The sequence below is a fragment of the Mesorhizobium sp. AA23 genome, from assembly GCF_001672435.1.
In the GTDB taxonomy this organism is placed as follows: Bacteria; Pseudomonadota; Alphaproteobacteria; order Rhizobiales; family Rhizobiaceae; genus Mesorhizobium.
The window spans coordinates 22,287-46,743 of the sequence record NZ_LYTP01000031.1 but is presented as its reverse complement, the minus strand read 5'-3'; the positions used below and the strand labels follow the sequence as shown (position 1 = coordinate 46,743).

The 24,457-nt window shown below is 64.0% G+C and carries 21 protein-coding genes and 1 tRNA gene; 10 read left to right on the top strand and 12 right to left on the bottom strand.

Features of this window, described 5'->3' with window-relative positions; genetic code table 11:
* Together A9K66_RS25835 and A9K66_RS25830 are read left to right on the top strand one after the other, a co-directional pair.
* A complete protein-coding gene (locus tag A9K66_RS25835; RefSeq protein ID WP_067329215.1) occupies window positions 1–1,002 on the top strand; it encodes a DUF1624 domain-containing protein in 1,002 nt (333 codons plus the stop codon).
* Window positions 999–1,478, top strand: a complete 480-nt coding sequence (locus A9K66_RS25830; RefSeq protein WP_067329213.1) for an isoprenylcysteine carboxylmethyltransferase family protein — start codon at window positions 999–1,001, stop codon at window positions 1,476–1,478. Before A9K66_RS25835 ends, A9K66_RS25830 begins: the two co-directional genes overlap by 4 nt.
* Before the next feature lie 204 nt (window positions 1,479–1,682).
* On the opposite strand, the gene A9K66_RS25825 is transcribed toward A9K66_RS25830, so the two are convergent.
* The gene (locus A9K66_RS25825; RefSeq protein WP_040969921.1) at window positions 1,683–2,069 is read right to left on the bottom strand and encodes a MerR family DNA-binding transcriptional regulator; all 387 of its coding nucleotides are present in this window, start codon (window positions 2,067–2,069) and stop codon (window positions 1,683–1,685) included.
* Between the two features lie 144 nt (window positions 2,070–2,213).
* Window positions 2,214–3,632, bottom strand: coding sequence for a magnesium transporter (gene mgtE / locus A9K66_RS25820; RefSeq protein ID WP_067329211.1), 1,419 nt, complete (start codon window positions 3,630–3,632; stop codon window positions 2,214–2,216).
* 385 nt (window positions 3,633–4,017) lie between these two features.
* Here mgtE and A9K66_RS25815 point away from each other — a divergent pair, with 385 nt between their 5' ends.
* The 7 genes from A9K66_RS25815 (at window position 4,018) to A9K66_RS25785 (ending at window position 12,835) form a co-directional block, all read left to right on the top strand.
* A complete protein-coding gene (locus tag A9K66_RS25815) occupies window positions 4,018–4,641 on the top strand; it encodes a response regulator transcription factor (RefSeq protein ID WP_067329607.1) in 624 nt (207 codons plus the stop codon).
* Between the two features lie 122 nt (window positions 4,642–4,763).
* Window positions 4,764–5,954 carry an aminotransferase class V-fold PLP-dependent enzyme gene (locus tag A9K66_RS25810; protein WP_067329209.1) on the top strand — a complete coding sequence of 397 codons (1,191 nt, stop codon included), beginning with the start codon at window positions 4,764–4,766 and terminating at the stop codon, window positions 5,952–5,954.
* 10 nt (window positions 5,955–5,964) lie between these two features.
* Window positions 5,965–6,927, top strand: coding sequence for a CoA ester lyase (locus A9K66_RS25805; RefSeq protein WP_067329206.1), 963 nt, complete (start codon window positions 5,965–5,967; stop codon window positions 6,925–6,927).
* 17 nt (window positions 6,928–6,944) lie between these two features.
* A complete protein-coding gene (locus A9K66_RS25800; protein WP_067001218.1) occupies window positions 6,945–8,132 on the top strand; it encodes a malate--CoA ligase subunit beta in 1,188 nt (395 codons plus the stop codon).
* Between the two features lie 13 nt (window positions 8,133–8,145).
* A complete protein-coding gene (sucD, locus tag A9K66_RS25795; protein WP_067001220.1) occupies window positions 8,146–9,045 on the top strand; it encodes a succinate--CoA ligase subunit alpha in 900 nt (299 codons plus the stop codon).
* Window positions 9,046–9,133: 88 nt separating this feature from the next.
* On the top strand, window positions 9,134–10,102 hold the full coding sequence (locus A9K66_RS25790) for a D-glycerate dehydrogenase (protein WP_067329204.1): 969 nt from the start codon (window positions 9,134–9,136) through the stop codon (window positions 10,100–10,102).
* Between the two features lie 66 nt (window positions 10,103–10,168).
* Window positions 10,169–12,835, top strand: coding sequence for a phosphoenolpyruvate carboxylase (locus A9K66_RS25785; protein ID WP_067329202.1), 2,667 nt, complete (start codon window positions 10,169–10,171; stop codon window positions 12,833–12,835).
* A gap of 146 nt (window positions 12,836–12,981) precedes the next feature.
* On the opposite strand, the gene A9K66_RS25780 is transcribed toward A9K66_RS25785, so the two are convergent.
* Window positions 12,982–13,066 (bottom strand) — tRNA-Leu (locus A9K66_RS25780).
* Window positions 13,067–13,306: 240 nt separating this feature from the next.
* On the opposite strand from A9K66_RS25780, the gene lipB reads away from it, so the two are divergent.
* On the top strand, window positions 13,307–14,050 hold the full coding sequence (gene lipB, locus A9K66_RS25775; protein ID WP_067329200.1) for a lipoyl(octanoyl) transferase LipB: 744 nt from the start codon (window positions 13,307–13,309) through the stop codon (window positions 14,048–14,050).
* Between the two features lie 10 nt (window positions 14,051–14,060).
* Here the strand turns inward: lipB and A9K66_RS25770 are convergent, their stop codons facing one another.
* The 9 genes from A9K66_RS25770 to nuoN all read right to left on the bottom strand — a co-directional run bounded on the left by A9K66_RS25770 (window position 14,061) and on the right by nuoN (window position 24,451).
* On the bottom strand, window positions 14,061–15,311 hold the full coding sequence (locus A9K66_RS25770) for an SRPBCC family protein (RefSeq protein ID WP_067329198.1): 1,251 nt from the start codon (window positions 15,309–15,311) through the stop codon (window positions 14,061–14,063).
* 513 nt (window positions 15,312–15,824) lie between these two features.
* On the bottom strand, window positions 15,825–16,508 hold the full coding sequence (locus A9K66_RS25765) for an ABC transporter ATP-binding protein (protein WP_197507520.1): 684 nt from the start codon (window positions 16,506–16,508) through the stop codon (window positions 15,825–15,827).
* The gene (locus A9K66_RS25760; RefSeq protein WP_067001237.1) at window positions 16,505–17,788 is read right to left on the bottom strand and encodes a lipoprotein-releasing ABC transporter permease subunit; all 1,284 of its coding nucleotides are present in this window, start codon (window positions 17,786–17,788) and stop codon (window positions 16,505–16,507) included. Before A9K66_RS25760 ends, A9K66_RS25765 begins: the two co-directional genes overlap by 4 nt.
* Window positions 17,788–19,113: a proline--tRNA ligase gene (gene proS / locus A9K66_RS25755; RefSeq protein ID WP_067329194.1), complete on the bottom strand. Its 1,326-nt coding sequence runs from the start codon at window positions 19,111–19,113 to the stop codon at window positions 17,788–17,790. Before proS ends, A9K66_RS25760 begins: the two co-directional genes overlap by 1 nt.
* Before the next feature lie 577 nt (window positions 19,114–19,690).
* A complete protein-coding gene (locus A9K66_RS25750) occupies window positions 19,691–19,975 on the bottom strand; it encodes a DUF1467 family protein (protein ID WP_067329192.1) in 285 nt (94 codons plus the stop codon).
* Window positions 19,972–20,376, bottom strand: a complete 405-nt coding sequence (gene mce, locus A9K66_RS25745) for a methylmalonyl-CoA epimerase (protein ID WP_067329189.1) — start codon at window positions 20,374–20,376, stop codon at window positions 19,972–19,974. The genes A9K66_RS25750 and mce overlap by 4 nt, the downstream gene beginning before the upstream one ends.
* Window positions 20,377–20,468: 92 nt before the next feature.
* Entirely contained in the window at window positions 20,469–22,139 is a 1,671-nt protein-coding gene (locus A9K66_RS25740) for a ribonuclease J (protein WP_067329187.1), read from the bottom strand.
* A gap of 49 nt (window positions 22,140–22,188) precedes the next feature.
* Entirely contained in the window at window positions 22,189–23,010 is an 822-nt protein-coding gene (locus tag A9K66_RS25735; RefSeq protein ID WP_067329185.1) for a biotin--[acetyl-CoA-carboxylase] ligase, read from the bottom strand.
* Between the two features lie 4 nt (window positions 23,011–23,014).
* Window positions 23,015–24,451, bottom strand: a complete 1,437-nt coding sequence (gene nuoN / locus A9K66_RS25730; RefSeq protein ID WP_067329183.1) for an NADH-quinone oxidoreductase subunit NuoN — start codon at window positions 24,449–24,451, stop codon at window positions 23,015–23,017.
* Window positions 24,452–24,457: the final 6 nt, after the last annotated feature.

The following is a 24,457-nucleotide window of genomic DNA, read 5'->3' as shown; positions in this document are numbered from 1 at the left end:
ATGACCCTTCAGACGACCGGCGTCGCCGTTCAAGACGCGCCGAAACACGGCCGCATCGTCGCCATCGACGTCCTGCGCGGCATCGCGCTGATCGCGATGGCGAGCTATCATTTCACCTGGGATCTCGAAAACTTCGGCTACACCTCGCCGGGCCTCACCGCCTTTGGTTGGTGGAAGCTCTACGCCCGCTGCATCGCCTCGACTTTTCTGTTCCTGGTCGGTGTCAGCCTTTTCCTCGCACATGGCCGCCATATCCGCTGGCCTGGCTTCTGGAAGCGCTTTGCAATGGTTGCGATTGCGGCGATCGCCATCTCGGTCGTCACCTATATCGCCACGCCGGACGGCTTCATCTTCTTCGGCATCCTGCACGAGATCGCGCTGGCAAGCCTGCTCGGCCTGGCTTTTCTCAGGCTGCCGACATTGCTGACGGCGATCGTCGCCGCGGCCGTGATTGCGGCGCCCTATTATCTGCGGTCGGAAGTCTTCGACCATCCGGCGCTGTGGTGGGTCGGACTGTCGCCGACCAACCCGCGCTCGAACGACTATGTGCCGCTGTTTCCATGGTTCGGCGCAGTGCTTGCCGGCATCGCGGTCGTCAAGCTCGCTTCGGCATCCGGGCTTCTCGCCCGGCTGGCGACCTGGATGCCCGGCCGCTGGTCGACCCCGCTGACTTTTATCGGCCGGCACAGCCTCGCCTTCTATCTCATCCACCAGCCGCTTCTGTTCGGCGCGGTGTGGCTGTTCTCGCAGGTCATGCCGGCCGCGCCACAAGACAAGGACGCTGGTTTCCTGTCGGCTTGCCAGGCGCAGTGCGAACAGCAACGGGACAGCAAGTTCTGTTCCAGCTATTGTGGCTGCATGCTGGACACGCTGAAGGGCGAAGGGTCTCTCGACAAGCTCTACAGCAACGACCAGTCCAGCGCCTGGAAATCGCATCTGGCCGATCTGGCGAGCACTTGTACCGCCGCGACCGAGGACGAGATGGAAGGAGGGCAGCAATGACAGGCATCGCAAAGCCCGGACACGGGATCATCCCCTGGCCACCTGTGATCTATGTCGTGGCGATCGCACTGAGCGTCGTGCTCGGCATGCTCTACCCGCTGCCCTGGATCGGGGACATATTCGGCGCTATCCTCGTCGGCGCCGGCTGGGTAGCGCTCTTTGGCGTGGCAGCGCTCTGGGTTACCGCGATCCGCGCGATGGTGCGCGCCAGGACAACGCTCAATCCCAATGCCGAGCCCGACCATCTGGTGACATCGGGGCCCTTCGGCATCACCCGCAACCCAATGTATCTCGCCAATACGCTGCTGTTGATCGGCGTCTCCTTCATCACCGGTATCGTATGGTTCCTGCTGTTTGCCTTCCTCGCTGCCTTCGCGACGCAGAAAATGGCGATCGAGAAGGAGGAAAAGATACTGGCGGCAAAGTTCGGCAAGAAATACCGCGATTACGCCAAGCGGGTCCGGCGCTGGATCTGAGGCTGTATCGACAATGAAGGTTGCTGGGTGCGAGCAGGCCCGCACCTCGGCGATTAGCAGAAGCATCCGTGACATCCTAGGGCGAAGCAAGCCGCGACGCCGCTTCGCGGCTGCTCCGCCGTGGGATGACGAAGTTCGAAAGCTCCGGCCAATCTCGAACGTCTGCGACGGTTAGCCTAGCTGAATTCTTTGGCTGTCAGCGGGCTACGTGTTCACGCCCAGCTCCGCCAACCGCTCCACGCAGGACTCCTCGGCCTGGTCGAGCTCGGCAAGCGTCTCCTCGAGGTCGCGCCGTTTCTGGCGCAGGTCCTCGCGCTTTTCCTCGATGCGCTTGATCATCAGCTTGAGCTGGCCGACCTCGCCGGGCGGTTCCTTGTACATCTGGATGATTTCGCGGATCTCGGCGATCGAGAAGCCGAGCCGCTTGCCGCGCATGATCTGGCGGATCAGATGCCGGTCGGACGGGCGAAACAGCCGCGTGCGCCCGCGCCGGATCGGCTGCACCAGCCCCTCGTCCTCATAGAACCGCAACGTCCGGGTGGACACGTCGAATTCGCGCGTCAGCTCTGTGATCGTGTAATATTCCCGCATTCTCGCTCCCACGCCCAAACGTCCAGGCATCGCCACGCAGAAGCGTCGCCCTTTCTCCAATCAACCCCGTCTGTGCCGGAATCGGCATCTGACCCCAGGGCAACGTCGCACGGCATTTACGTAAAAGTCAATTATAGCACTGTCTCAGGGAACGCCAAACCACCACGTGGCCAATCCGAGGAATGCAAAGAAGCCGACGCAGTCGGTGACGGTCGTGACGAAGACGGCGGAGGCTACCGCCGGGTCGATCTTGAAGCGGTCGAGCAGCAGCGGGATGAGAATGCCTGCCAGGGCCGCCGCGAACATGTTGATGATCATCGCCGCCGCGATAATGCCGCCCAGGTTGGGGTCGTGGAACCACAGTCCAGCAACCATGCCGATCAGCACCGCAAAGACGATGCCGTTGATGAAGCCCACTCCCACCTCACGGCGGATGATCCGGGCGGCGTTGTAGATGTCCAGATCCCTGGTCGCCAGCGCCCGCACCGTGACGGTCATCGTCTGCGAGCCGGCATTGCCGCCCATGCCGGCAACGATCGGCATCAGCACAGCGAGCGCCACGATATGCTCGATGGTCTGGTCGAACAGGCCAATCACCGAGGCCGCGAGAAACGCCGTGACCAGATTGACGAGCAGCCACGGCACACGCGATCGCGAGGTCGCAAGCACGGTGTCGGATAGCTCTTCGTCGCCGACGCCGCCCATGCGCAGAAGGTCCTCCTCTGCCTCCTGCTGGATGACGTCGACCACGTCGTCGATGGTGAGCACGCCGACCAGACGCTCGTTCTCGTCGACCACGGCGGCCGAGAGCAGGTCGTACTGCTCGAATTCCCGCGCCGCCTCTTCCTGGTCCATGGTGGCGGGGATGGCATGGCGCGTCTCATGCATCACCTCCTCGACCTTCACCGCGCGCTTGGTGCGCAGGATCTGGTCGAGATCGATGGCACCGAGCAGTTTGAAGCTCGGGTCGATGACGAAGATCTGGCTGAAGCGATCGGGAAGGTTCTTGTCCTCGCGCATGTAGTCGATCGTCTGGCCGATGGTCCAAAACGGCGGCACGGCGACGAACTCGGTCTGCATGCGCCGGCCGGCCGTCTCTTCCGGATAGTCGAGCGCGCGCCGCAGCCGGATGCGCTCGGTGAACGGCAGTTGCGACAGGATCTCGTCCTGGTCCTCCTGGTCGAGGTCTTCCAGGATGTAGACGGCGTCGTCGGAATCGAGTTCCTGCACCGCCTGCGCGATCTGTTCGTTGGGCAAATTGTCGACGATGTCGAGCCGGATCGCCTCGTCGACCTCGGTCAGCGCCGAAAAGTCGAAATCCGAGCCAAGCAATTCGACCAGTGCGCGGCGCTGCTCGGGATGGAGTGCTTCCAGCAGATCGCCGAGTTCCGACTGATGCAGGTCGTCGACTTCGCGTTTTAAGATGAGCGTGTCGCGATCGGCGATGGCCGCGCCGATCTGCGCAAGGAAGGCAGAACGGACGGCGCCGTCCTCGCCATAGATGTCGGCGCCGCCTTCCTCGACGGTCCTGGCGCCGGTCGTCTCTCTGTCCTGGCCTTCCACCAGCGCCTCCCGCCAACAGCAATCCGGAAAGGGTGTGAATCAGGTCTAGAGCATGAGCCCGAAAAGTGGAAACCGCATTTCGGGAAATCCGATGCTTATGCGGCAGATAGGGTCGAGACACGATTCGTCCTGAGAAAATATAGCCGTAGCGCGCGGAATACTCAGAGAAATGTCCCCGCGACGCCTCCCGGTAAAGGCGGGTCGCGCCGCATTTGCGGGTTCAGCCGCCGCGACAGCGCATGTCGCTGCGGAAAGAGCGCCCTTTTGCTGTTGGGGCAGAATTGCCATGATGCAGGTCCAGGTGGATCGGCAAGATCGACAGGACAATCGGCAGGCCTTGAACCTCAAGTCCCGGAAAACGAACGAAGCAGTTGGCGAGCAGCGCGTGCGTGTTATCGTCGCCGAGCGCAATCCGCTTGTCGTGTCTGCGCTTCGCGAGATGCTGGAATGCGACGGGCGTTTCGAGCTGTTGAGCTCCGTGCCGAGCGGCAAGCAATTCCTGGAATTGGCGGCGAACACCAGGTTCGACGTCGCCGTCATCGGCTGGAAGCTCGCCGACATGGATGGCGCCGATGTCCTGGCGGAAATCCAGAACCGCAAGCTCGACCTGCGCATCACGGTCTTTTCCAATGATCATGACATCGGCATCCTGAAGCAGTGCGTGCGGCTCGGCGCCCAGGGCTATTGCTTTCAGTTCGACGATCCCTCGATCATATTCGAGACGATCCTGGCGGTCGCGCATGGGCGGATCTGCATCCCTTACATCGACATCAACAAGGTCAACGATACGCCGCTGTCGCAACTCACCGTGCGCGAGCGCGAATTGCTTGCGGTTCTTTCCGATGGCTGGACCAATCTCCAGATCGCGACCCGCACCGGGATCTCCGAGAACACGGTGAAGTACCATCTCAAAAATCTTTACGACAAGCTTGACGTGCGCAACCGCGCCATGGCTGTCGCGCTCTATGCCAACGAGAAGCGACGCGGCTCCAAATCGCCTTTCGGGTAGGCGGATCGGGTAGGCTCGACCTACCCACGCGTGGCGACAACTTACCCGGCAAGGTGTTGTCGCTCGGCGCCATCGACATGAAACTTCCTCCAGCATCCCAAAAACGCAGGAGGAGTTTGCGCATGGCCGGGTTTACCCATCTTTTCATCCCTGGACCCACCAACATTCCTGAAGAGGTCCGGCAGGCGATGAACCTGCCGATGGAAGACATGCGCGCCGCCTCCTTCCCCAATCTCACGCTCCCGCTGTTCGAGGACATCAAGAAGGTTTTCAAGAACGAGACCGGCCGCGTCTTCATCTATCCGTCGTCCGGCACCGGCGCCTGGGAGGCGGCGATGACCAACGTGCTCAACCCGGGCGACCGGGTGCTTATGTCGCGCTTCGGCCAGTTCTCGCATCTGTGGGTCGACATGGCCGAGCGCCTCGGCTTCGACGTCGACGTCATCGATTGTGAATGGGGAACCGGCGTCCCGCTCGACCTCTATGCCGAAAGGCTGCGGGCGGACAAGGCGCACCAGATCAAGGCGGTCTTCTGCACGCAAAACGAGACCGCCACCGGCGTTACCAGCGACGTCGCCGGCTGTCGCGCGGTGCTCGATGCAGTGAACCACCCAGCGCTCCTCTTCGTCGACGGCGTCTCGTCGATCGGCTCGATCGACTTCCGTCAGGAGGAATGGCGCGTCGACTGCGCGGTAAGCGGCTCGCAGAAAGGTTTCATGCTGCCCGCCGGCCTCGGCTTCCTGTCGGTCAGCAAGAAGGCGCTGGCGGCGTCGCGAGTCGCGACCCACCGGCGCTGCTACTTCTCCTTCGATGACATGATCCGCGCCAACGACGCCGGCTATTTCCCCTACACACCCGCCACGCAGCTGCTGCGCGGCCTGCGCGCCTCGCTCGACCTGATCGCCGAGGAAGGGCTAGACAACATCTTCGCCCGCCACCATCGCCTCGCCGAAGGCGTGCGCAAGGCGGTCGACGCTTGGGGGTTGAAGCTGTGCGCCAAGGCGCCGCAATGGCACTCCGATACGGTGAGCGCGATCCTGGTGCCGGAAGGCATCGACAGCGGCGACGTGGTCAAGCGTGCCTACCGCACCTATCAGACATCGCTCGGCGGCGGCCTCAACAAGGTCTTCGGCAAGGTCTTCCGCATCGGCCATCTCGGCTGGCTGAACGAGGTGATGGTCTGCGCCTCGCTGTCGGCGGCCGAAATGGCGCTGCTTGATTGCGGCGTGCGCCTGGCGCCGGGCTCGGGCGTGGCGGCTGCGATCGAGCATTTCCGGCGCACGGCCGCAATGCCGGTCGCCGAGGCGGCGTGAGGAACGGACGATGAGCCACACCATCAACCACCTCAAGAAGCTCAGGCTCCAGCGCAGCGAGCTGGCGGTTCCCGGCTCCAGCCCGGAAATGATCGACAAGGCGGCGAACAGCGCCGCCGACTTCGTCTTCCTCGACATCGAGGACGCGGTGGCGCCGCCCGACAAGGAGCGCGCGCGCAAGAACATCATCCAGGCGCTGAACGACATCGATTGGCGCGCCAAGGGCAAGACCGTGTCGGTGCGCATCAACGGCCTCGACACCCACTACATGTACCGCGACGTGGTCGACGTCATGGAACAGGCCGGCGACCGGCTGGACACTATCCTGGTGCCGAAGGTCGGCGTGCCGGCGGACCTCTATATGGTCGAGGCCATGGTCAACCAGATCGAGATGGCCAAGGGTTTCAAGACCCGGGTCGGTCTCGAAGCGCTGATCGAAACCGCGCTCGGCATGGCCAATGTCGAGGCGATCGCCGCCACGCCCGGCCGGCTCGAAGCGATGCATTTCGGCGTCGCCGATTACGCCGCCAGCAACAAGGCGCGCACCGTCCACATCGGCGGCCTCAACCCTGACTATCCCGGCGATCAGTGGCATTTCGCCCTGTCGCGCATGACTGTCGCCTGCCGCGCCTATGGCTTGCGCGCCATCGACGGACCGTTCGGCGATTTCTCCGACCCCGAAGGTTTCACAGCAGCCGCCAGGCGCGCCGCCGCACTCGGCATCGAAGGCAAATGGGCGATCCATCCGTCGCAAATCGCTCTGGCCAACGACGTGTTCTCGCCGCCGGAAAAGGAGGTCACCCGCGCTCGCCGCATCCTTGAAGTGCTCAAGGAAGCGGAGGCGCTCGGCAAGGGCGCGGCGGCGCTCGACGGCAAGATGATCGACGCTGCCTCGGAACGCATGGCACGCAATGTTCTGGTGGTGAGCGAGGCGATCGAGCGCGCCAGCCAGGCGCATAGCGCAGCGCATTAGATTACCGGGAGGACAAGATGGACATTCACGAATACCAGGCCAAGGAACTGCTCGCCCGCCACGGCGTGCATGTCCCGCGCGGCGGCCTTGCCTACAGCCCCGAGCAGGCGACCTACCGGGCGCGCGAGATCGGCGGCTCGAAATGGGTGCTGAAGGCGCAGGTCCATTCCGGCGCGCGCGGCAAAGCCGGCGGCATCAAGCTCTGCTCCAACGACGAGGAGATATCCAACGCCGCTGAGGGAATGCTCGGCCGCAAGCTGGTCACCCAGCAGACCGGCCCGCGCGGCAAGCTGATCTCGCGCCTCTATCTCGAGGAAGCCGTCGACATCGCGCAGGAGCTCTATCTCGGCTTCGTGCTCGACCGCAAGGAAGAGCGCGTCATGATCGTGGCATCGGCCGCCGGCGGCATGGAGATCGAGGACATCTCCGAAAAGAAGCCGGATTCCATCATCCGCGCCACCGTCGATCCGGGCGTCGGCATGCAGGGCTTCCAGGCGCGCGAGATCGCCTTCGGCCTCGGACTTGAAAGCAACCTGATCGGCAAGGCGACCGAGACCATCCTCGGCTGCTATCAGGTGTTCCGCGACTACGACGCCTCGATGCTGGAGATCAATCCGCTGGTGGTGACCCGCGACGGCAGCCTCGTCGCGCTCGACGCCAAGATGTCGTTCGACGAGAACGCGCTGTTCCGCCGCCCGGAAATCTCGGAACTGCGCGACAAGAGCCAGGAAGACCCGCGCGAGACTTTTGCGAGCGATCGCGGTCTCTCCTATGTCGGGCTGGACGGCAATATCGGCTGCATCATCAACGGCGCAGGCCTCGCCATGGCGACGATGGACATGATCAAGATCGCCGGCGGCGAGCCCGCCAATTTCCTCGACATCGGCGGCGGCGCCTCGCCCGAGCGGGTGGCGAAATCCTTCCGCGCCGTGCTCGGCGACAAGAATGTCGAGACCATCCTGGTCAACATTTTCGCCGGCATCAACCGGTGTGACTGGGTCGCCGAAGGCGTCATCAAGGCGATCCGCGAGGTCGGCGTCGACGTGCCGCTGGTGGTGCGCCTCTCCGGCACCAAGGTCGAGGAAGGACGCAAGATCCTGGCCGACTCCGGCGAGGCGGTGATCGTCGCCGACACGCTGGCCGAAGCCGCCGAAAAGGCCGTCGCCGCCTGGCGCGAAGCCACCAAGAACAAGAAAGCAGCCTGAGGGAGGTCGAGAAATGGCAATCCTGCTCAACCGCAGCACGCGCGTCATCGTCCAGGGTTTCACCGGCAAGATCGGCAGCTTCCACGCCGACGACATGAAGCGCTACGGCACCAAGCTGGTCGGCGGCGTCACCCCCGGCAAAGGCGGCCAGACGCATCTCGGCCTGCCCGTCTTCAACACCGTCAAGGGTGCTGTGCGCGAGACCCGCGCCGAGGCGAGCATCGTCTTCGTGCCGCCGCCCTTCGCCGCCGATTCGATCATGGAGGCGGCGGACGCCGGCATTAAGCTTTGCGTCTGCATCACCGACGGCATCCCCTCCCAGGACATGATGCAGGTGAAGCGCTACATGCGCCGATACCGCTTCGAAGACCGCATGCGGCTCGTCGGCCCGAACTGCGCCGGCGTCATCACGCCCGGACAGGCGCTGATGGGCATCATGCCCGGCAGCATCTATCTCCCCGGACGCGTCGGCATCGTCGGGCGCTCGGGCACGCTGGGCTACGAGGCCGCCTCGCAGATGAAGGCGTTGGGGATCGGTGTGTCGACCAGCGTCGGTATCGGCGGCGATCCGATCAATGGTTCGTCCTTCAAGGATATCCTTCAGCTCTTCGAGCGCGACGAGGACACCGACGCCGTGGTGATGATCGGCGAGATCGGCGGACCACAGGAAGCCGAAGCCGCGATCTGGGCGCGCGACAACATGCGAAAGCCGCTGATCGCCTACATCGCCGGGCTCTCGGCGCCGAAGGGCCGCCGCATGGGCCATGCCGGCGCCATCATCTCCGCCTTCGGCGAGTCGGCGCAGGAAAAGGTCGAGATCCTGAAAGACGCAGGCGTCGTCATCGTGCCGACGCCTGCCTCCTTCGGCGAAGTCGTGGCTGATACGCTGGCGCGGACCAAGAAGGCGGCGTGACGGCCGGGCGACGGCCGCATAGTCCACAAAATGTGAAGTCTGGGCCGCCGTAAACGCCGCGGCGGCCCGTCGATCAGCAGGAAACTCGATGAAACCGCGTTTGATTGTCACCCGCAGATGGCCGGCCGCCGTCGAAGCGATCCTGGCCGAGCGCTTCGACATGACGTTCAACGACAGCGACGAGCCGCTGAGCCCTGCCGCAATGACTTGCGCCTTCGCGCATTTCGACGCGATCCTGGCGACGGTCAGCGACCGCTTGCCGGTTGCGGTGTTCCCCGAGACCGCCGCCCGCACCCGCATCATCGCCAATTTCGGCGTCGGCTTCAGCCATATCGATGTCGCGGCAGCCCGCGACCGCGACATCGTGGTGACCAACACGCCTGGCGTGCTGACGGATTGCACCGCCGACCTTGCGCTTAGCCTGATGCTGGCCGTCGCGCGCCGCACCGGCGAAGGCGAGCGGCAGCTGCGAGCCGGAGAGTGGCGAGGCTGGTCGCCAACCCACATGGCCGGGGCAAAAGTGTCGGGCAAGACCTTGGGTATTGTCGGCATGGGGCGCATCGGCAAAGCGACGGCCAGGCGCGCGCATTTCGGCTTCGGCATGAAGATCGTATTCTTCAACCGGTCGCCGGTCGATGATGACGAGACGCGCGCTATGGGCGCGGAGCAGTTGCCGACTTTGGACGATGTGCTTACGGCATCCGATTTCGTCTCGCTGCACTGTCCGGGCGGCGTGGAAAACCGCCATCTCATCGATGCTCGAAGCCTGGGGTTGATGAAACGCGGCGCCTTCCTGATCAACACCGCGCGCGGCGACGTCGTCGACCAGGATGCCCTGATCGGTGCACTGCAACGGCGCGAGATCGCAGGTGCAGGTCTCGACGTCTTTGCCGACGAGCCCGCCGTTCCGGAAGCGCTGAAGCAGTTGGAGAACGTCGTGCTGTTGCCGCATCTCGGCAGCGCGACCGAGGAAACGCGGGTGGCGATGGGCATGAAGGTGGTGCAGAACCTGACCGCCTTCTTCGAAGGCCGCCCCGTCCCCGATCGGGTCGCCTGACAGCCGGCGCCGCCCTCCATTCAAGGCGCTGCTGCAGTTGCAATCGATGCAGCCGAGGAAAGCGGTTTGGAACAGAGCAGACGCATCAAATTTCGCGAGGACGAGCGCAGCCTCCTGTTGCGCCTGCTGCTTCAGGTCGCAAGCGCTCGTGAGCCCGAGGTCGCCGCCGTACTGAGCGGGCGTCGGTCGCTTGTCTCGCTTGCCGCGGAACAACGCATCCCGGCGCTTCAGGCGAGCGGCGTGTGGTTCCAGTTGTTGACGATTGCCGACGAGTTGCTTGCCATGCGGGCGCGGCGCGAACTCGAACAAGGCGCGGGCGCCGACGAGGTGACCGGGTCCTTCGCCAGCGTAGTCGCGCAGATGGCGGCGAACGGCCGCTCGGCGGGGGAAGTCCAGGCCACGCTCGATGAGCTATGTGTCGGGCCGACCATGACCGCGCACCCCACTGAGGCCAAGCGCGTCACGGTGCTGGAGATCCATCGCCGCATCTATCGCAAGTTGACCGAGCTCGACCAGCCGCGCTGGGCGCCGCGCGAACGCGACCTGTTGGTCGCCGATCTGGAAAGCGAGATCGAGCTTCTGTGGATGACGGGCGAGCTGCGACTTGAGCGCCCGACGGTCGAGGGCGAAATCGCCTGGGGCCTGCACTTCTTTCGCGAGGTCATCTTCGAGGCAACGCCGCAGCTCTACGGCAAGCTTCAAGGCGCGTTCGAGCGCCACTATCCGGGAGAGCCGATCAGAATCCCGTCCTTCATGCGCTATGCCTCGTGGATCGGCGGCGACCGCGACGGCAATCCGAATGTGACGGCCGCAGTCACCGCTCATGCCCTGGCCGAATACCGCAATACTGGCATGGGCTGTTACCTGACGCAGGTGCAGCGGCTGGTGACGGTGCTCAGCGCCAGCTCCAACGTCATCGACCTGCCGCCGGGCTTTAAGCCGGTGCTGCAAACGGCGCTTGATAAAAGCGGACAGGCGCAAGCGATTGCCGCCCGCAACCCCGATGAACCGCTTCGCCAATTCGCTTCGGCCATGCTTGCCCGGCTGGCGGCGACGCGCGACGGCGGCGCGGCGGCATATCTCTCGGCGGAGGCGTTTCGTGCCGATCTCAACGCACTGTCTTCCGTTCTCGAAGCGATCGGTGGGCGCGCGGTCGCCAGGCGCTTCGTCCAGCCTCTCATCTGGCAAGCCGGAAGCTTCGGCTTCCGTACGGTCTCGCTCGACATCCGGCAGAACTCCACGGTCGTCAACCGGGTGCTGGCCGAGCTGTTTGCGCTGACAGATCCGGCCGACCCGGTCTCACCCGGCACGCCGCGATGGTCGGCGCACCTCCGCTCAAGCCTCAGCCAGGGCGAGCAACCGGAGATCGGCGCAGGCCGGCTCTCGCCTGAGGCGGCCGAACTGCTTTCGACATTCTTTGTCATCGCCAGGCACAATTCGGGCGCGGATACCGACACCGTTGGCTCGTTCGTGCTCAGCATGACCCGCTCGGCCGACGACCTGCTCGCGGTGTATCTGCTGGCGCAATATTGCGGACTTTCGACCGCCCCTGGTAGTAGCGGCACGATCAGGCTGCGCATCGTGCCATTGTTCGAGACCATCGCCGATCTGCAGGCCGCTCCTGCCGTCCTGAATGATTTGCTCGGTGTTTCGCTGGTGCGGCGGACTGTGCGCGATTTTGGCGCGCGCCAGGAAATCATGCTTGGCTATTCGGATTCCAACAAGGACGGCGGCTTCCTCGCCTCCAATTGGGAACTGGCGAAAGCACAAAAGCGCCTTGCCGCGATCGGGCGCAAGCACAAGGTCAGGATCAGTTTCTTTCACGGTCGCGGCGGCGCGCCGACCGGCCGGGCGATCGCGGCGCAGCCGGCGGGCACTGTCGCCGGCAGGATGCGGGTAACCGAGCAGGGCGAGGTCGTTTCTTCGAAATTCGCCAATCGCGGCACCGGCCTCAACCAGCTCGAGGTTCTCGCCGCCGGCGTTCTGGCCCACAGTGTCGGATCGCCCGCTGATGTCGGGCCGAAGGAAACGCCGGAGTTCGACGAAGCGCTCGAGGCTCTGGCGGGCATGTCGCAGGCATCCTATGCCCGGTTGATGGCCGAGCCCGGCTTCCTCGATTATTTCAACCAGGCGAGCCCCGTTGCGGAACTGGCGCTGCTGAAGATGGGCTCACGGCCGGATCGCCGTTTCGGCGCCAGCGGCATTGCCGACCTGCGCGCCATTCCATGGGTGTTCGCCTGGAGCCAGAACCGTCATCTGTTGACCGGCTGGTATGGCATCGGCAGCGCGCTGAACGCCTTCGTCACGGTGCGCGGCGAGGCCGGGCGCGAGCTTCTGGCCCGCATGTTCGAGCGCTCGCGCTTCTTCCGTCTGATCGTCGACGAGGCCGAGAAGACGCTCTACCAGTCCGACATGGAGATCGCGCAGCTCTACGCCGGCCTGGTAGCCGACGCCGATGCAGCTTGGCGAATCTACGGCCGCATCGGAGCCGAATACGAGCTGACGCGACGCCTGATCGGTGACCTCACCGGAGGCGATCTTTCCGCGCGCTTTCCGATGTTCAAGCGGCGCTTCGACAATCTGCGACGACAGATGGACGACATCCACCGCTTGCAGGTCGATCTGCTGCGCGAGGTTCGGACCAGTCCCGGCACGGCGGATCGAAGGCGGACGACCGACGCTCTGCTCGTCTCGATCAATTGCATCTCGGCCGGCCTTGGCTGGACGGGATAGGCCCGGTTTTTTGTCAGAACTGAAGGGCTTGAAACCCAAAGCGGCGGTGCGGTCCTCAGGATCTGGCGCCGCTTTTGTTTTGGCCCGCAGAACGTCGGACGCGCCGCCTCACGGGCTCATCCAAGCAGTGCCTTTTTGGGGGAGAATGGTGCGGTCGAGAAGACTCGAACTTCCACGGGTTGCCCCACAGCGACCTCAACGCTGCGCGTCTACCAATTCCGCCACGACCGCACGTGGTAGGAGCCGGAACCGTCCGGCCCGGGGCCTGTAGCAAATCGTTTCCGGCGAAACAAGGGTGCCGTGCGGAATATTCGCTAATGCATGTCGCCCAAAAGTGCGTGGCGGTTTTTGGGAGAACGACATGCTCAGACAAAGCTCCTGGCGCAATGCTCCACAGCCTCGACACGGGCCGGGCGAAACTGGACGTTTCAGCCAATTGCCGCCATATGAGGGGAGCATCGAGAAAGTTCCATGACAGAACGCAGCCAGATCGCCACGTCGTTCCTGCCCCTTCCCGGTTCGGCGCCGGTCGAGTGGGTCATCGAGCCCGGCCTGACGTCTTATCCCGACGCGCTCGCCTTCATGGAATCGCGCGCCGAGGCCATCCGCAATGGCGCTGCCGGCGAGATGGTCTGGCTGGTCGAGCATCCGCCGCTCTACACCGCCGGCACCAGCGCCCGTATCGAGGACCTCATCGACCCTGACCGCTTTCCGGTCTTTGCCGCGGGACGCGGCGGCGAATACACCTATCACGGCCCCGGCCAGCGCGTCGCCTATGTCATGCTCGACTTGAAGCGCCGGCGCGAGGATGTTCGCGCCTTCGTTGCCGCGCTCGAAGAGTGGATCATCGGCACGCTTGCCGCCTTCAACGTGCGCGGCGAGCGCCGCGAGGATCGCGTCGGTGTCTGGGTGGTGCGGCCGGATCGCCCTGCCATGCCTGACGGCAGGCCCGCCGAGGACAAGATCGCCGCCATCGGCATCAGGCTCAGGCGCTGGATAAGCTTTCACGGCATTGCCATCAATGTCGAGCCGGAGCTTTCCCACTTCGGTGGCATCGTGCCCTGCGGCGTTTCGGACCATGGCGTGACCAGCCTCGTCGATCTCGGCCTTCCGGTCACCATGGCCGATCTCGATCTCGCGCTGAAATCCGCCTTCGAGGACGTGTTCGGGCCTGCCGCGGCCCCGGTCGCCGAGCCGGCCCGAAAGGCAGGGTAATCCGGCGCGGCTACATCAGTTGCGCGGAGGCCCAGAGCACGCCATAGCCGTGAATGGAAAAGACCGCCAGCAGCGCGCCGGCCATGGCCAGGCGATCGAAGGCGTGGATCGGCTTCAGCTCGTGACGCGGTTTCACGCCGCTGCCGACCGTGAGCAGGCTGAGGACCGAGAACACCGCGCCGGCGACGAGCAGGAAGCTTGGCGAGAAGCCGGCGCGCCAGCCGAGCGCCAGCAACGCGAACAGCAGCAGGAAGGAGGCCAGCGCCAGCGCGATCGGGCCCGGGCAGATTTGGCGCAGCACTTGGCCGCCGTCGAACTTCCACACCGGCACCAGATTGGCGATGTTGAACAGCGACGCGCAGCCGGCAAGCGTCGCCAGCAGCACTGCCGCCGGGCGGTGTCCTTCGCTGCCGGCAAGGCCGCTGGCGGCGATCAGCAGAGGCACCAGGAAAGCGGAGAAGCCCGCACCCATCAGCGCCACGAAGGCGACCTCGAAGCGGCTGTCATACGGCCTGCCGCCCATGGCGATACCGCCGAGCAACGGAATGAAGATCATGCGCACCCGGCGATGCCCCGTCAGGCGGAATGCCGCCATGTGGCCAAGCTCGTGCAGCGCCACCACCGAAGTTAGGATGACAGCCAGCGCCAGTCCCCCGAGGTTGAGGCCGAAGAACGGCCACAGGATGAAGGCCGAAAGCACGGCAAAGCCTATCTGGCTCACCGGATGCTCGAACCAGCCGCCCCTGCGATACGTTCCGGTTCTCGCCCAGACCTGCAACTTGGCGAGCTCGCGGCGCATGGCGAAGTAGCGGAAGATCAGGAAGGCGACGCCGCGATAGCGGTCGGTTTGCGTGAGCGTAACGCGCGTCGCATCGCCTTCGGGCGCGAGCGCGGTGGTTTCGCGATAGTCGGCCCAGAACGAGGGATCGAGAGCCGTGTCCTCAACGACGCGCATCGAGAAACGGCTGCCTTCCACCACATCGTCGAACCGCGCCTTGCGTTCGATCGGCCGCCCGTCGCGCCCTTCCCAGGACAGTTTGATCAGCGCCGTCCCCTCGCCGTCCAGCGGTTCGACGGAAAGGATTTCACCCGACCAGCCGGCGTCGCTGCCCAACGGCCACAGCGCCTGCCACAGGCGATTCCGGTCAGCCTCGATCACGCGGCTGACCGTAACCGTGCGCAGCCCGAGCGGCACCGTCATCAAGAGAAAGATCAGTCCGAGATTTCCGGCCACGAGTGTGACCGTGGCGATGACCGACACTGCCCTTTGCTCCCTGTCTTTGCGGGGCAAGCTAGCGGGGGTGCGGCCAAGAAAAGCTTAACAACGGGCGGGCTCGTGCCCGTCCCAAACAGAGAGCGCACCCTTCGTCCGTCCAAGGCGGCGGCGCGAAGCCCCCTGCTCACATGGCGCCAATCCATATCGCCATGGAAATGAGAAAGGTGCTCATGCAGACCAGCGAGACGACATCCTGAACCAGATCGGCCATAACTCTCTCCTGTTGTTAATATGTTCGCAATTTGTTCTAATTTTGTTCGAATGTCAACGATCGAAGAACGGCATGCCGAGTGAATTCAGGCGATCCGTTTGGGCACGGTTAAGGAAAGATTGACGAGACGATAGGCTCTTTTGAGCGCGCGGAGGGCAAGTCGAGATCAGGCCGAGCCGAGGATGGCGGCTTTTGAGAACCGGAACGGCGGGTACTTGTTCGTAGGTGAGTACGGAAGCGCAGAAGCTGCGGTCGATAGGCCGGCCCCAGCCTAATATCGGCTTGCCTTAAAGCGGCACCACCTTGCCCTCTGCCAGCGTGACCCGCCGGTCCATGCGCGAGGCCAGTTCGTGATTGTGGGTGGCGATCAGCGCCGCCAGCCCTGACTGCCTGACCAGCGCCTCCAGCGCATCGAACACGTAAGAGGCGGTGGCCGGGTCGAGATTGCCGGTAGGCTCGTCGGCCAGCAGCACCAGCGGCGCATTGGCGACCGCGCGCGCGATCGCCACGCGCTGCTGCTCGCCGCCGGATAGCTCGGCCGGCCGGTGCTGCGCCCGCTTGCCGATCTGCATGTAGTCGAGAAGCTGCGCCGCCCGCTCGGATGCCTCCTTGCGGCCGAGCCCCTTGATCAGCTGCGGCATCATGATGTTTTCGAGCGCGGTGAACTCCGGCAGCAGATGATGGAACTGGTAGACGAAGCCGACATCGTTGCGGCGGATAGCCGTGCGCTCGTCATCCGACAGCCGGCCACAGGCGCGGCCGCTGAGGATCACGTCGCCGGCGTCCGGCCGCTCGAGCAGCCCCGCCGTATGCAGCAGCGTCGACTTGCCGGTGCCCGACGGCGCCACCAGCGCCACCATCTCGCCACGCCTAAGCGAGAAGTCGGCGCCGTTCAGAATTGTCAGCTTGCGCGGCCCCTGGATATAGTGCCGCTCGACGCCCTTAAGCTCGATAATGGCTTCGGCCATCACTCGTACCTCAAGGCTTCGACCGGATCGAGCCGGGCTGCGCGCCAAGCCGGAAACACCGTGGCCAGGAAAGACAGGGTGAGCGCCATGATGACGACATAGGTGGTCTCGCGCGGGTCCATCTTCGCAGGCAACTGGCTGAGGAAATAGAGCTCGGGATTGAACAGGATCCTGCCGGTCATCCAGGAGAAGAACTGGCGGATCGATTCGATGTTGAGGCAGATGACGACGCCGAGCAGCACGCCGGCGATAGTGCCGGTGACCCCGATCGCAGCCCCCGTCATCAGGAAAATGCGCAGGATCGCGCCGCGCGACGCGCCCATGGTGCGCAGGATCGCGATGTCGTGGCCCTTGTCCTTCACCAGCATGATGAGGCCGGAGATGATGTTGAGCGCCGCCACCAGCACGATCAGCGTGAGAATCATGAACATGACGTTGCGCTCGACCTGCAGCGCCGAGAAGAAGGTCTCGTTGCGCTGGCGCCAGTCAACGAGGTCGACCGGCCGCTGTGCCGCCTGCTCGACCAACGGCTTCAGCGCATCCACATTGTCCGGATTGTCGACATAGATCTCGATGGTCTGCGCCCGTCCGTCCATGTTGAAATAGAGCTGCGCTTCCGAAAACGGCATGTAGACGATCGAGCTGTCATATTCCGACATGCCGACCTCGAAGATCGCCGCCACCTTGTAGCCCTTCATGCGCGGCGTGGTGCCAAGCGGGGTAACGTCGCCTTCGGGTGAGATCAGCGTGATGGTGTCGCCGAGCACCAGCCCGAGATTCTCGGCCATGCGCTTGCCGATCGCCACGCCATCGCCGGTGTCGAAACCGTCGAGCGTGCCCTGCTTGATGTTGCTGGACACAATCGAGATCTTGTTGAGATCCTCGGCGCGAATGCCGCGCACCAGCGCGCCGGTGCCGCCGCCGACATTGCCTTGCGCCAGCACCTGCCCGTCGATCAGCGGGATAGCGTATTTGACGCCGGCAACGCCGTTGATGCGGCTCGCCACCTGCGCATAGTCCTCCAGCGGCGAATCGAGCGGCTGCACGATCAGATGGCCGTTGACGCCAAGGATGCGGGTGAGCAGCTCGGCGCGAAAACCGTTCATCACTGCCATGACCACGATCAGCGTGGCGACGCCCAGCATGATGCCGAGGAACGAGATCGAGGCGATGACCGAGATGACCGTCTCCTTGCGCCGCGAACGCAGGTAGCGCCACGCCACCATGCGCTCGAAGCCTGAAAAGGCGCCTGCCGGCGATCGAGCTGCAGCCGCCTCGCCCATCACGCGATACCCAGGCGTTTCTGGGCCTCCGCGATCGGCAGCGTCTCGCGCTCGCCGCTCCGGCGGTTCTTGATCTCGACCTCGCCGCTAGCCACCCCGCGCGGTCCGACGATCACCTGCCAGGGCAGGCCGATCAGGTCGGCGGTTGCGAACTTGCCGCCCGGCCGCTGGTCGGTGTCGTCATAAAGCACGTCCTTGCCGGCCGAGGTCAGCGCTGCGTAGAGCTCGTCGCAGACGCGGTCGCATTCGGCGTCGCCGACCTTCATGTTGATCAGACCGATATCGAACGGCGCGACCGCTTCCGGCCAAATGATGCCGTTCTCGTCATGGCTCGCCTCGATGATCGCCGCGACCAGCCGCGACGGGCCGATGCCGTAGGAGCCGCCCGAAGCATAATGGTCCTTGCCGTCGGGACCGGTGACCTTCGCGTTCATCGGCTTGGAATACTTCTCGCCGAAATGGAAGATATGGCCGACCTCGATGCCGCGCGCCGAGAGCCTCTCGCCTTCGGGCACCTTCTCCCATGCCGCTTCGTCATGCATCTCGTCGGTGGCGGCGTAAGGAGTCGTCCATTTCGTCACGATGCCGCCGATCTCGGCATCGTTGGAAAAGTTCGTGTCCGCGCCGGGCACGTCGAGCGACAGATAGGCGCGATCGCAGAACACCTGGCTCTCGCCGGTCTCGGCCAGGATGATGAATTCGTGGCTGAGGTCGCCGCCGATCGGGCCGGTATCGGCGCGCATCGGAATGGCCTGCAGGCCCATGCGCGCGAACGTCCTCAAGTATGAGACGAACATGCGATTATAGGCGGCTCTGGCGCCTTCAAAATCGAGATCGAAGGAGTAAGCGTCCTTCATCAGGAACTCGCGCGAGCGCATCACGCCGAAGCGGGGGCGCACCTCGTCGCGGAACTTCCACTGGATGTGATAGAGGTTGAGCGGCAGGTCCTTGTAGGACCTGACGTAGGCGCGGAAGATCTCGGTGACCATTTCCTCATTGGTCGGACCATAGAGCATGTCGCGGTCCTGCCGGTCCTTGATGCGCAGCATCTCCTTGCCGTAGTCATTGTAACGGCCGCTCTCGCGCCACAGATCCGCCGACTGGATCGTGGGCATCAGGATTTCCAGCGCGCCGGCTCGATTCTGCTCCTCGCGGATGATCTGGCAGACCTTGTCCATCACGCGCTTGCCGAGCGGCAGCCAGGAGAAGCTGCCCTGCCCCTGCTGGCGGATCATGCCGGCGCGCAGCATCAGCCGATGCGAGACGATTTCGGCCTCACGGGGGTTTTCTTTCAGAATGGGCAGGAAGTAGCGCGACAAACGCATGGACTGGTCCGTGAATGAAAAAATGGCGGCGCGGGAATCGGCGCAACCGAGGCTGCTTGCCCGGGCTTCATAGCCATTTCATGACCGAATTGAAACCCGAGCGCTCCAAAGTGTTGCGGCGTTCTGCGCATGATCAAAAGGGCCCGTTTTGGCCACCAAAGTGCCGCATCTGGCCTTTTGATCGATTCACAAGCAAGCCCTGCCCCACTATTGTGCAGTGCAGCACGATATTGCCTATTTGGGGGCAAAATTCTTCGTGACATTTTCACCTGCCTTGGTCTAGTGTGCGCCGATAACCGAGAGGGCGGAGAAAAATCTGCTCTCCTACGCGGTCAAAGTCTTGGGAGGATGCGATCTAGGCGCGGTTACTCGCTGCCGCCGGACACCGGAAACAGATCGGACGCGTTTAAATTGCAAGGCCTCGTGCCTTGCATTTTTTTTGTGCAATCATCTGCTTAGCAGTCACAACCTGCCAAACAGCATTATGCTGCGCCAGCCCTTGGAATCGGAAGCCGGCTTCCAGTTTCAACCAGCACGGGCGCGGGCTGATCAATACTTGCGGAAACTGGGCAGGGCGCTAGCGGCCGGCAGCATGAGCAAAGTCCGGCACGATGTGCGGAATGTCGTCGAAGCCGAAACCAAGCCCCCTTGTCAGGCCGTAAAAAATGCCGATCACGATCGCGGTGACGATCGTCGTGCGGATCGCCGCGCGCAGCATGTGCGGTCCCTTCGGCGCGCTCGAGACCGTGCCGAGCGTCACGTCCTTGTCCTCATCCTGGGTGCGCAGGCTGAAGGGCAGCACCGCAAACAGCACCAGCCACCAGGTGACGAAGAACAGTGCGACAAAGGAAACCCAGTTCATGCCTGCTCCAATTCGACCAGCGTGCCGAAGAAATCCTTGGGATGCAGGAACAGCACCGGCTTGCCATGCGCGCCGATCTTCGGATTGCCGTCGCCGAGAACACGCGCGCCGCTCGCCTCGAGATGGTCGCGCGCGACGAGGATATCGTCGACCTCGTAGCAGACATGATGCATGCCGCCCGACGGGTTCTTCGCGAGGAAAGCTGCGATCGGCGAAGCGTCGCCCAGCGGCTCCAGCAGCTCGATCTTGGTGTTGCCGACATCGACGAACACAACCGTGACGCCATGTTCCGGCAGCGCCTGCGGCTCGCTCAGCCGAGCGCCCAGCGTATCGCGGTACGCAGCTGTCGCCGCAGCCAGGTTCGGCACGGCAAGCGCGACATGATTTAGGCGTCCGAGCATAAGCGTTCCGAAAGTTAGGGGAGTAGGGGGTAGGAAAAACTCCGAGCTATTTGCTATTCCCTACTCCCTTATTCCCATACTCCCCTACTCCCTTATCTAGTGACAAACACCGTCACCAGCGGCTTCTTGCCCCAGGCTTCGTTGGCGGCGCCGCGGACGGCGCGGCGCACGGCCTCCTGCACAAGGTCGAGGTCTTTTCTGCGCTGGCGGGGGATCGAGTCCACCGCGCCGATTGCCGCATCGAGCATCAAGTCCTCCAGCGCCTCGCCGCTGGCATCGGCCTCGGCGACACCGATCGCCACCAGATCGGGATCGCCGGCTAGCTCGTATTTCTCGTCGAGCACGACGTTGACCGCGACATGCCCGGCATAGGACAGCTTGCGCCGGTCGCGTATGCCCATCGCCTGGTCGGTTCCGATCAAGTATCCATCCTTGTAGAGGCGGCCGAACGGCACCTGGTCGATGATCGTGGCCGGACCGGGCCAGAGCCTCAGCATGTCGCCGTCGCGCACCTGCGCCACCTGCCCGATGCCCGACATCGACATCAGGGAGCCCTGCGCCACCAGATGCGCCGCCTCGCCGTGCACCGGCACGCCGATCTGCGGCCTCACCCATTCATACATCTTGCGCAATTCGCTGCGGCGCGGATGGCCGGAGACATGCACCAGCGCGTCGCCGTCCTCGATGATCTTCATGCCGAGGTCGATCAGCCGGTTCTTGATCTCTAGGATCGCCTTCTCGTTGCCGGGAATGGTGCGCGAGGAAAACACCACCGTGTCGCCGGCCGTCAGCGCCACCGACTTCATCTCGTCGCGCGACAGCTTCGCAAGTGCGGCCAGCGGTTCGCCCTGGCTGCCGGTGCAGATGACCACCAGATTCTCGCGCGGGATGTAGCCGTAATCCTCCTCGGCAATGAATTCCGGCAGGCCGTCCATGTAGCCGAGTTCGGTCGCGACATCGATCACGCGCTTCAGCGAGCGGCCGAGCACAAGGCACTGCCGGCCTGCATCGCGCGCAGCCTCGGCGATCGAAATGATGCGCCCGACATTGGAGGAAAAGGTGGTGACCGCGACGCGGCCCTTGGCGTTTTCGATGACGCCTTTAAGACCCTCGCCGACCGCCACTTCCGACGGCGACTCCCCTTCCCGCAGCGCATTGGTGGAATCGCAGATCAGCGCCAGCACGCCCTTGTCGCCATAAGCGCGGAAGCGCGCCTCATCCGTCTTGGGGCCGATCGTCGGCGCCGGATCGATCTTCCAGTCGCCGGTGTGGATTACCGTGCCGGCGGGCGTAGCGATCGCCAGCGACATCGGCTCGGGAATGGAATGCGCAACCGGGATGGCTTCGATCTCGAACGGCCCGATAGTGAACGTCTCGCCGGCCCTGTAGATCATTGCCGGGATTTTTGGCGCGTTCTGCTCGCCCTGCCGTTTGGCCTCCAGCAAGCCGGCGGTGAACGGCGTCATCCAGACCGGCACTTTGAGCTTCGGCCAGATATCGAGCAGCGCGCCGTAATGGTCCTCATGCGCATGGGTTATGACCACGCCGCGCAAGCCGTCGAGGTTCTCCTCGATGAAGCGTGTGTCGGGCAGGATCAGATCGACGCCCGGATGCGCGCTGTCCGGAAATGTGACTCCGACATCGACTACGATCCATTCGCGCGCGTCCGCGGGCCCGTAGCCATAGAGGGCGAAGTTCATGCCGATCTCGCCGACGCCGCCGAGCGGCGCGAAGACGAGTTCGGCGTTCTCAGTATTCGCCATAAATCCTTTCCTTCCTGGCCAGTCAGGCCAAGCCAATCAAATCAAGTCGTCAAAGACGGGCCGACGCGACCGCGCCGAAATGCACGTCGCCGGCCGCGATCGTCAAAACAGTTCCGTCATCGTCGCGGATCACGAAACGGCAGTCCTCGTCAATGGTTTCGAAGACGCCGCGCACCACATTGCCGTCAATTCTGACAGCAACCTCGCCGCCGAGCCCCGCGGCGCGAGCCAACCAGCGTTTCCTAATCGCGCTAAGTCCCCGCCCGTCATCCCACAATCTGAAATTCTCGCTCCAGGCATCCGAGAGCGCCAGGAACAGCATCTCGGCATCGCAATTGGCGCCAAGTGCCTGCAGCGACGTCGCCGGATAAGGCAGATCCTCGGGGTATGCCACGACGTTGACGCCGATGCCGACGGCAACCGCGAAACGGCCGCCTTCGAGCAGGGTCGATTCCAGCAGGATGCCGGCAAGCTTGGCGCCGGTGGCGAGCACGTCGTTCGGCCATTTCAGCTCGAAGCGGTTGCGTCCTTCGCTGGCTCCGTCCAGGCCAACGGCGATCCGGCCTTGCGGGACGACGGCATCGAGCGCGTCGGCCAATGCAAGCCCGGCGACGAAGCCAAGCGTCGCGGCGAGCCGCAGCTCGCCATTCGGAACCAGAAGCAGCGTCGCCGCCAGATTGCCTTCAGGCGTCGCCCAGGCGCGGCCGCGCCGACCGCGTCCGCTTTCCTGCTTCTTCGAGACGACCCAGAGTTTTCCCGGATCGCCCGCGCGCGCGTGCTCCAGCGCCAGCGCGTTGGTCGAGCCGACGCTGTCATGGGCCTCGAGCCGGAACCCCTCCGACGCCGCGGTTGGAGCCAGCCGAAATGCCATCCCGTCAGAAGAAGGTCTTGGCGGCGGCTTCGGCATAGCTGCCGATCGGCCCGCCGATCAGCACATAGAACAGCACGAAGGCGCCGCTGACGCCGAGCACGAGGCGCAATTCGCTGGCCATCGGCACAAAGCCGCCGACAGGCTCGTCGAACCACATGATCTTGATGATGCGCAGGTAATAGTAGGCGCCCACCACCGAAGCCAGCACGCCGATGATCGCCAGGGCATAGAGATGCGCGTTGATGGCGGCGAGGAACACGTACCATTTCCCCCAGAAGCCGGCGAGCGGCGGAATGCCGGCCAGCGAGAACATCAGGATGGTGAGGATGGTGGCCATGATGGGATTGATCGAGGCGAGGCCCGCCAGATCGCCGATCTGCTCGACATTGCCCTCCTTGCGCCGCATGGCGAGGATGAAGGCGAAGGTGCCGAGCGTCATCACCAGATAGATCAGCATGTAGATCGCCACGCCGCGCACGCCGGCCTGGCTGTTCGCGGCAAGGCCGACCAGCGCGTAGCCCATATGACCGATCGAGGAATAGGCCATCAGCCGTTTGATGTTGGTCTGGCCGATCGCGGCGAAGGCGCCGAGCGCCATCGAGGCGATCGAGATGAAGACGACGATCTGCTGCCAGTCGGCGGCGATCGGCTTGAAGGCGCCCATGGTGACGCGCACGATCAGCGCCATCGCCGCCATCTTCGGGGCGGCGGCTAGGAAGGCGGTGATCGGCGTCGGTGCGCCCTCATAGACGTCCGGCGTCCACATGTGGAACGGCACCGCCGAGATCTTGAAGGCGAGGCCGGCGAGCACGAAGACCAGGCCGAAAACAAGGCCGAGCTGACGTTCGCCGCTGCCCAGCGCCGTCGCGATCTCGTGAAAGCCGGTGTTGCCGGTATAACCGTAGACCAGCGAGATGCCGTAGAGCAGCATGCCCGACGACAGCGCTCCGAGAACAAAATATTTGAGGCCGGCCTCGGTCGAGCGGACATTGTCACGGTTGATCGCCGCCAGCACATAGATCGCCAGCGACTGCAGCTCGAGCCCGAGATAAAGGCCGATCATGCCGTTGGCCGAGATCATCAGCATCATGCCGAGCGTGCACAGCACGATCAGCACCGGATATTCGAACTTGTCGAAATGCTCCTGCCTGGCAAACCGCATCGACATGACGAGCGTGACGGCCGAGCCGATCAGCGCCAGCATCTTCATGAAGCGGCCGAAGGAGTCCTGGACGAAAGCGCTGCCATAGGCAGACCCCTCGCCGCCGGAGAAAGCCAGCCAGAGGCCGGCGATCACAAGCACCGCGACCGCGAGCCCGGTCACCGTCGTGGTGTTGTTGGAGCGCGAATAGGCACCCACCATCAGAAGCGCCAGCGCGCCGATGGCGAGGATCAGTTCCGGCGTCGAGAGCGAAAGGCTGGAGAGAAGGTCCGGCGTCATGGTATT

Coding starts and splice junctions, on each gene's coding strand:
- lipB (WP_067329200.1), top strand. CDS start 13,307: ATGACAGAACGCAGCCAGATCGCCACGTCGTTCCTGCCCCTTCCCGGT.
- A9K66_RS25805 (WP_067329206.1), top strand. CDS start 5,965: ATGAGCCACACCATCAACCACCTCAAGAAGCTCAGGCTCCAGCGCAGC.
- A9K66_RS25835 (WP_067329215.1), top strand. CDS start 1: ATGACCCTTCAGACGACCGGCGTCGCCGTTCAAGACGCGCCGAAACAC.
- nuoN (WP_067329183.1), bottom strand. CDS start 24,451: ATGACGCCGGACCTTCTCTCCAGCCTTTCGCTCTCGACGCCGGAACTG.
- A9K66_RS25825 (WP_040969921.1), bottom strand. CDS start 2,069: ATGCGGGAATATTACACGATCACAGAGCTGACGCGCGAATTCGACGTG.
- A9K66_RS25810 (WP_067329209.1), top strand. CDS start 4,764: ATGGCCGGGTTTACCCATCTTTTCATCCCTGGACCCACCAACATTCCT.
- A9K66_RS25740 (WP_067329187.1), bottom strand. CDS start 22,139: ATGGCGAATACTGAGAACGCCGAACTCGTCTTCGCGCCGCTCGGCGGC.
- A9K66_RS25830 (WP_067329213.1), top strand. CDS start 999: ATGACAGGCATCGCAAAGCCCGGACACGGGATCATCCCCTGGCCACCT.
- A9K66_RS25760 (WP_067001237.1), bottom strand. CDS start 17,788: ATGGGCGAGGCGGCTGCAGCTCGATCGCCGGCAGGCGCCTTTTCAGGC.
- A9K66_RS25800 (WP_067001218.1), top strand. CDS start 6,945: ATGGACATTCACGAATACCAGGCCAAGGAACTGCTCGCCCGCCACGGC.
- sucD (WP_067001220.1), top strand. CDS start 8,146: ATGGCAATCCTGCTCAACCGCAGCACGCGCGTCATCGTCCAGGGTTTC.
- A9K66_RS25750 (WP_067329192.1), bottom strand. CDS start 19,975: ATGAACTGGGTTTCCTTTGTCGCACTGTTCTTCGTCACCTGGTGGCTG.
- proS (WP_067329194.1), bottom strand. CDS start 19,113: ATGCGTTTGTCGCGCTACTTCCTGCCCATTCTGAAAGAAAACCCCCGT.
- A9K66_RS25790 (WP_067329204.1), top strand. CDS start 9,134: ATGAAACCGCGTTTGATTGTCACCCGCAGATGGCCGGCCGCCGTCGAA.
- A9K66_RS25735 (WP_067329185.1), bottom strand. CDS start 23,010: ATGGCATTTCGGCTGGCTCCAACCGCGGCGTCGGAGGGGTTCCGGCTC.
- mce (WP_067329189.1), bottom strand. CDS start 20,376: ATGCTCGGACGCCTAAATCATGTCGCGCTTGCCGTGCCGAACCTGGCT.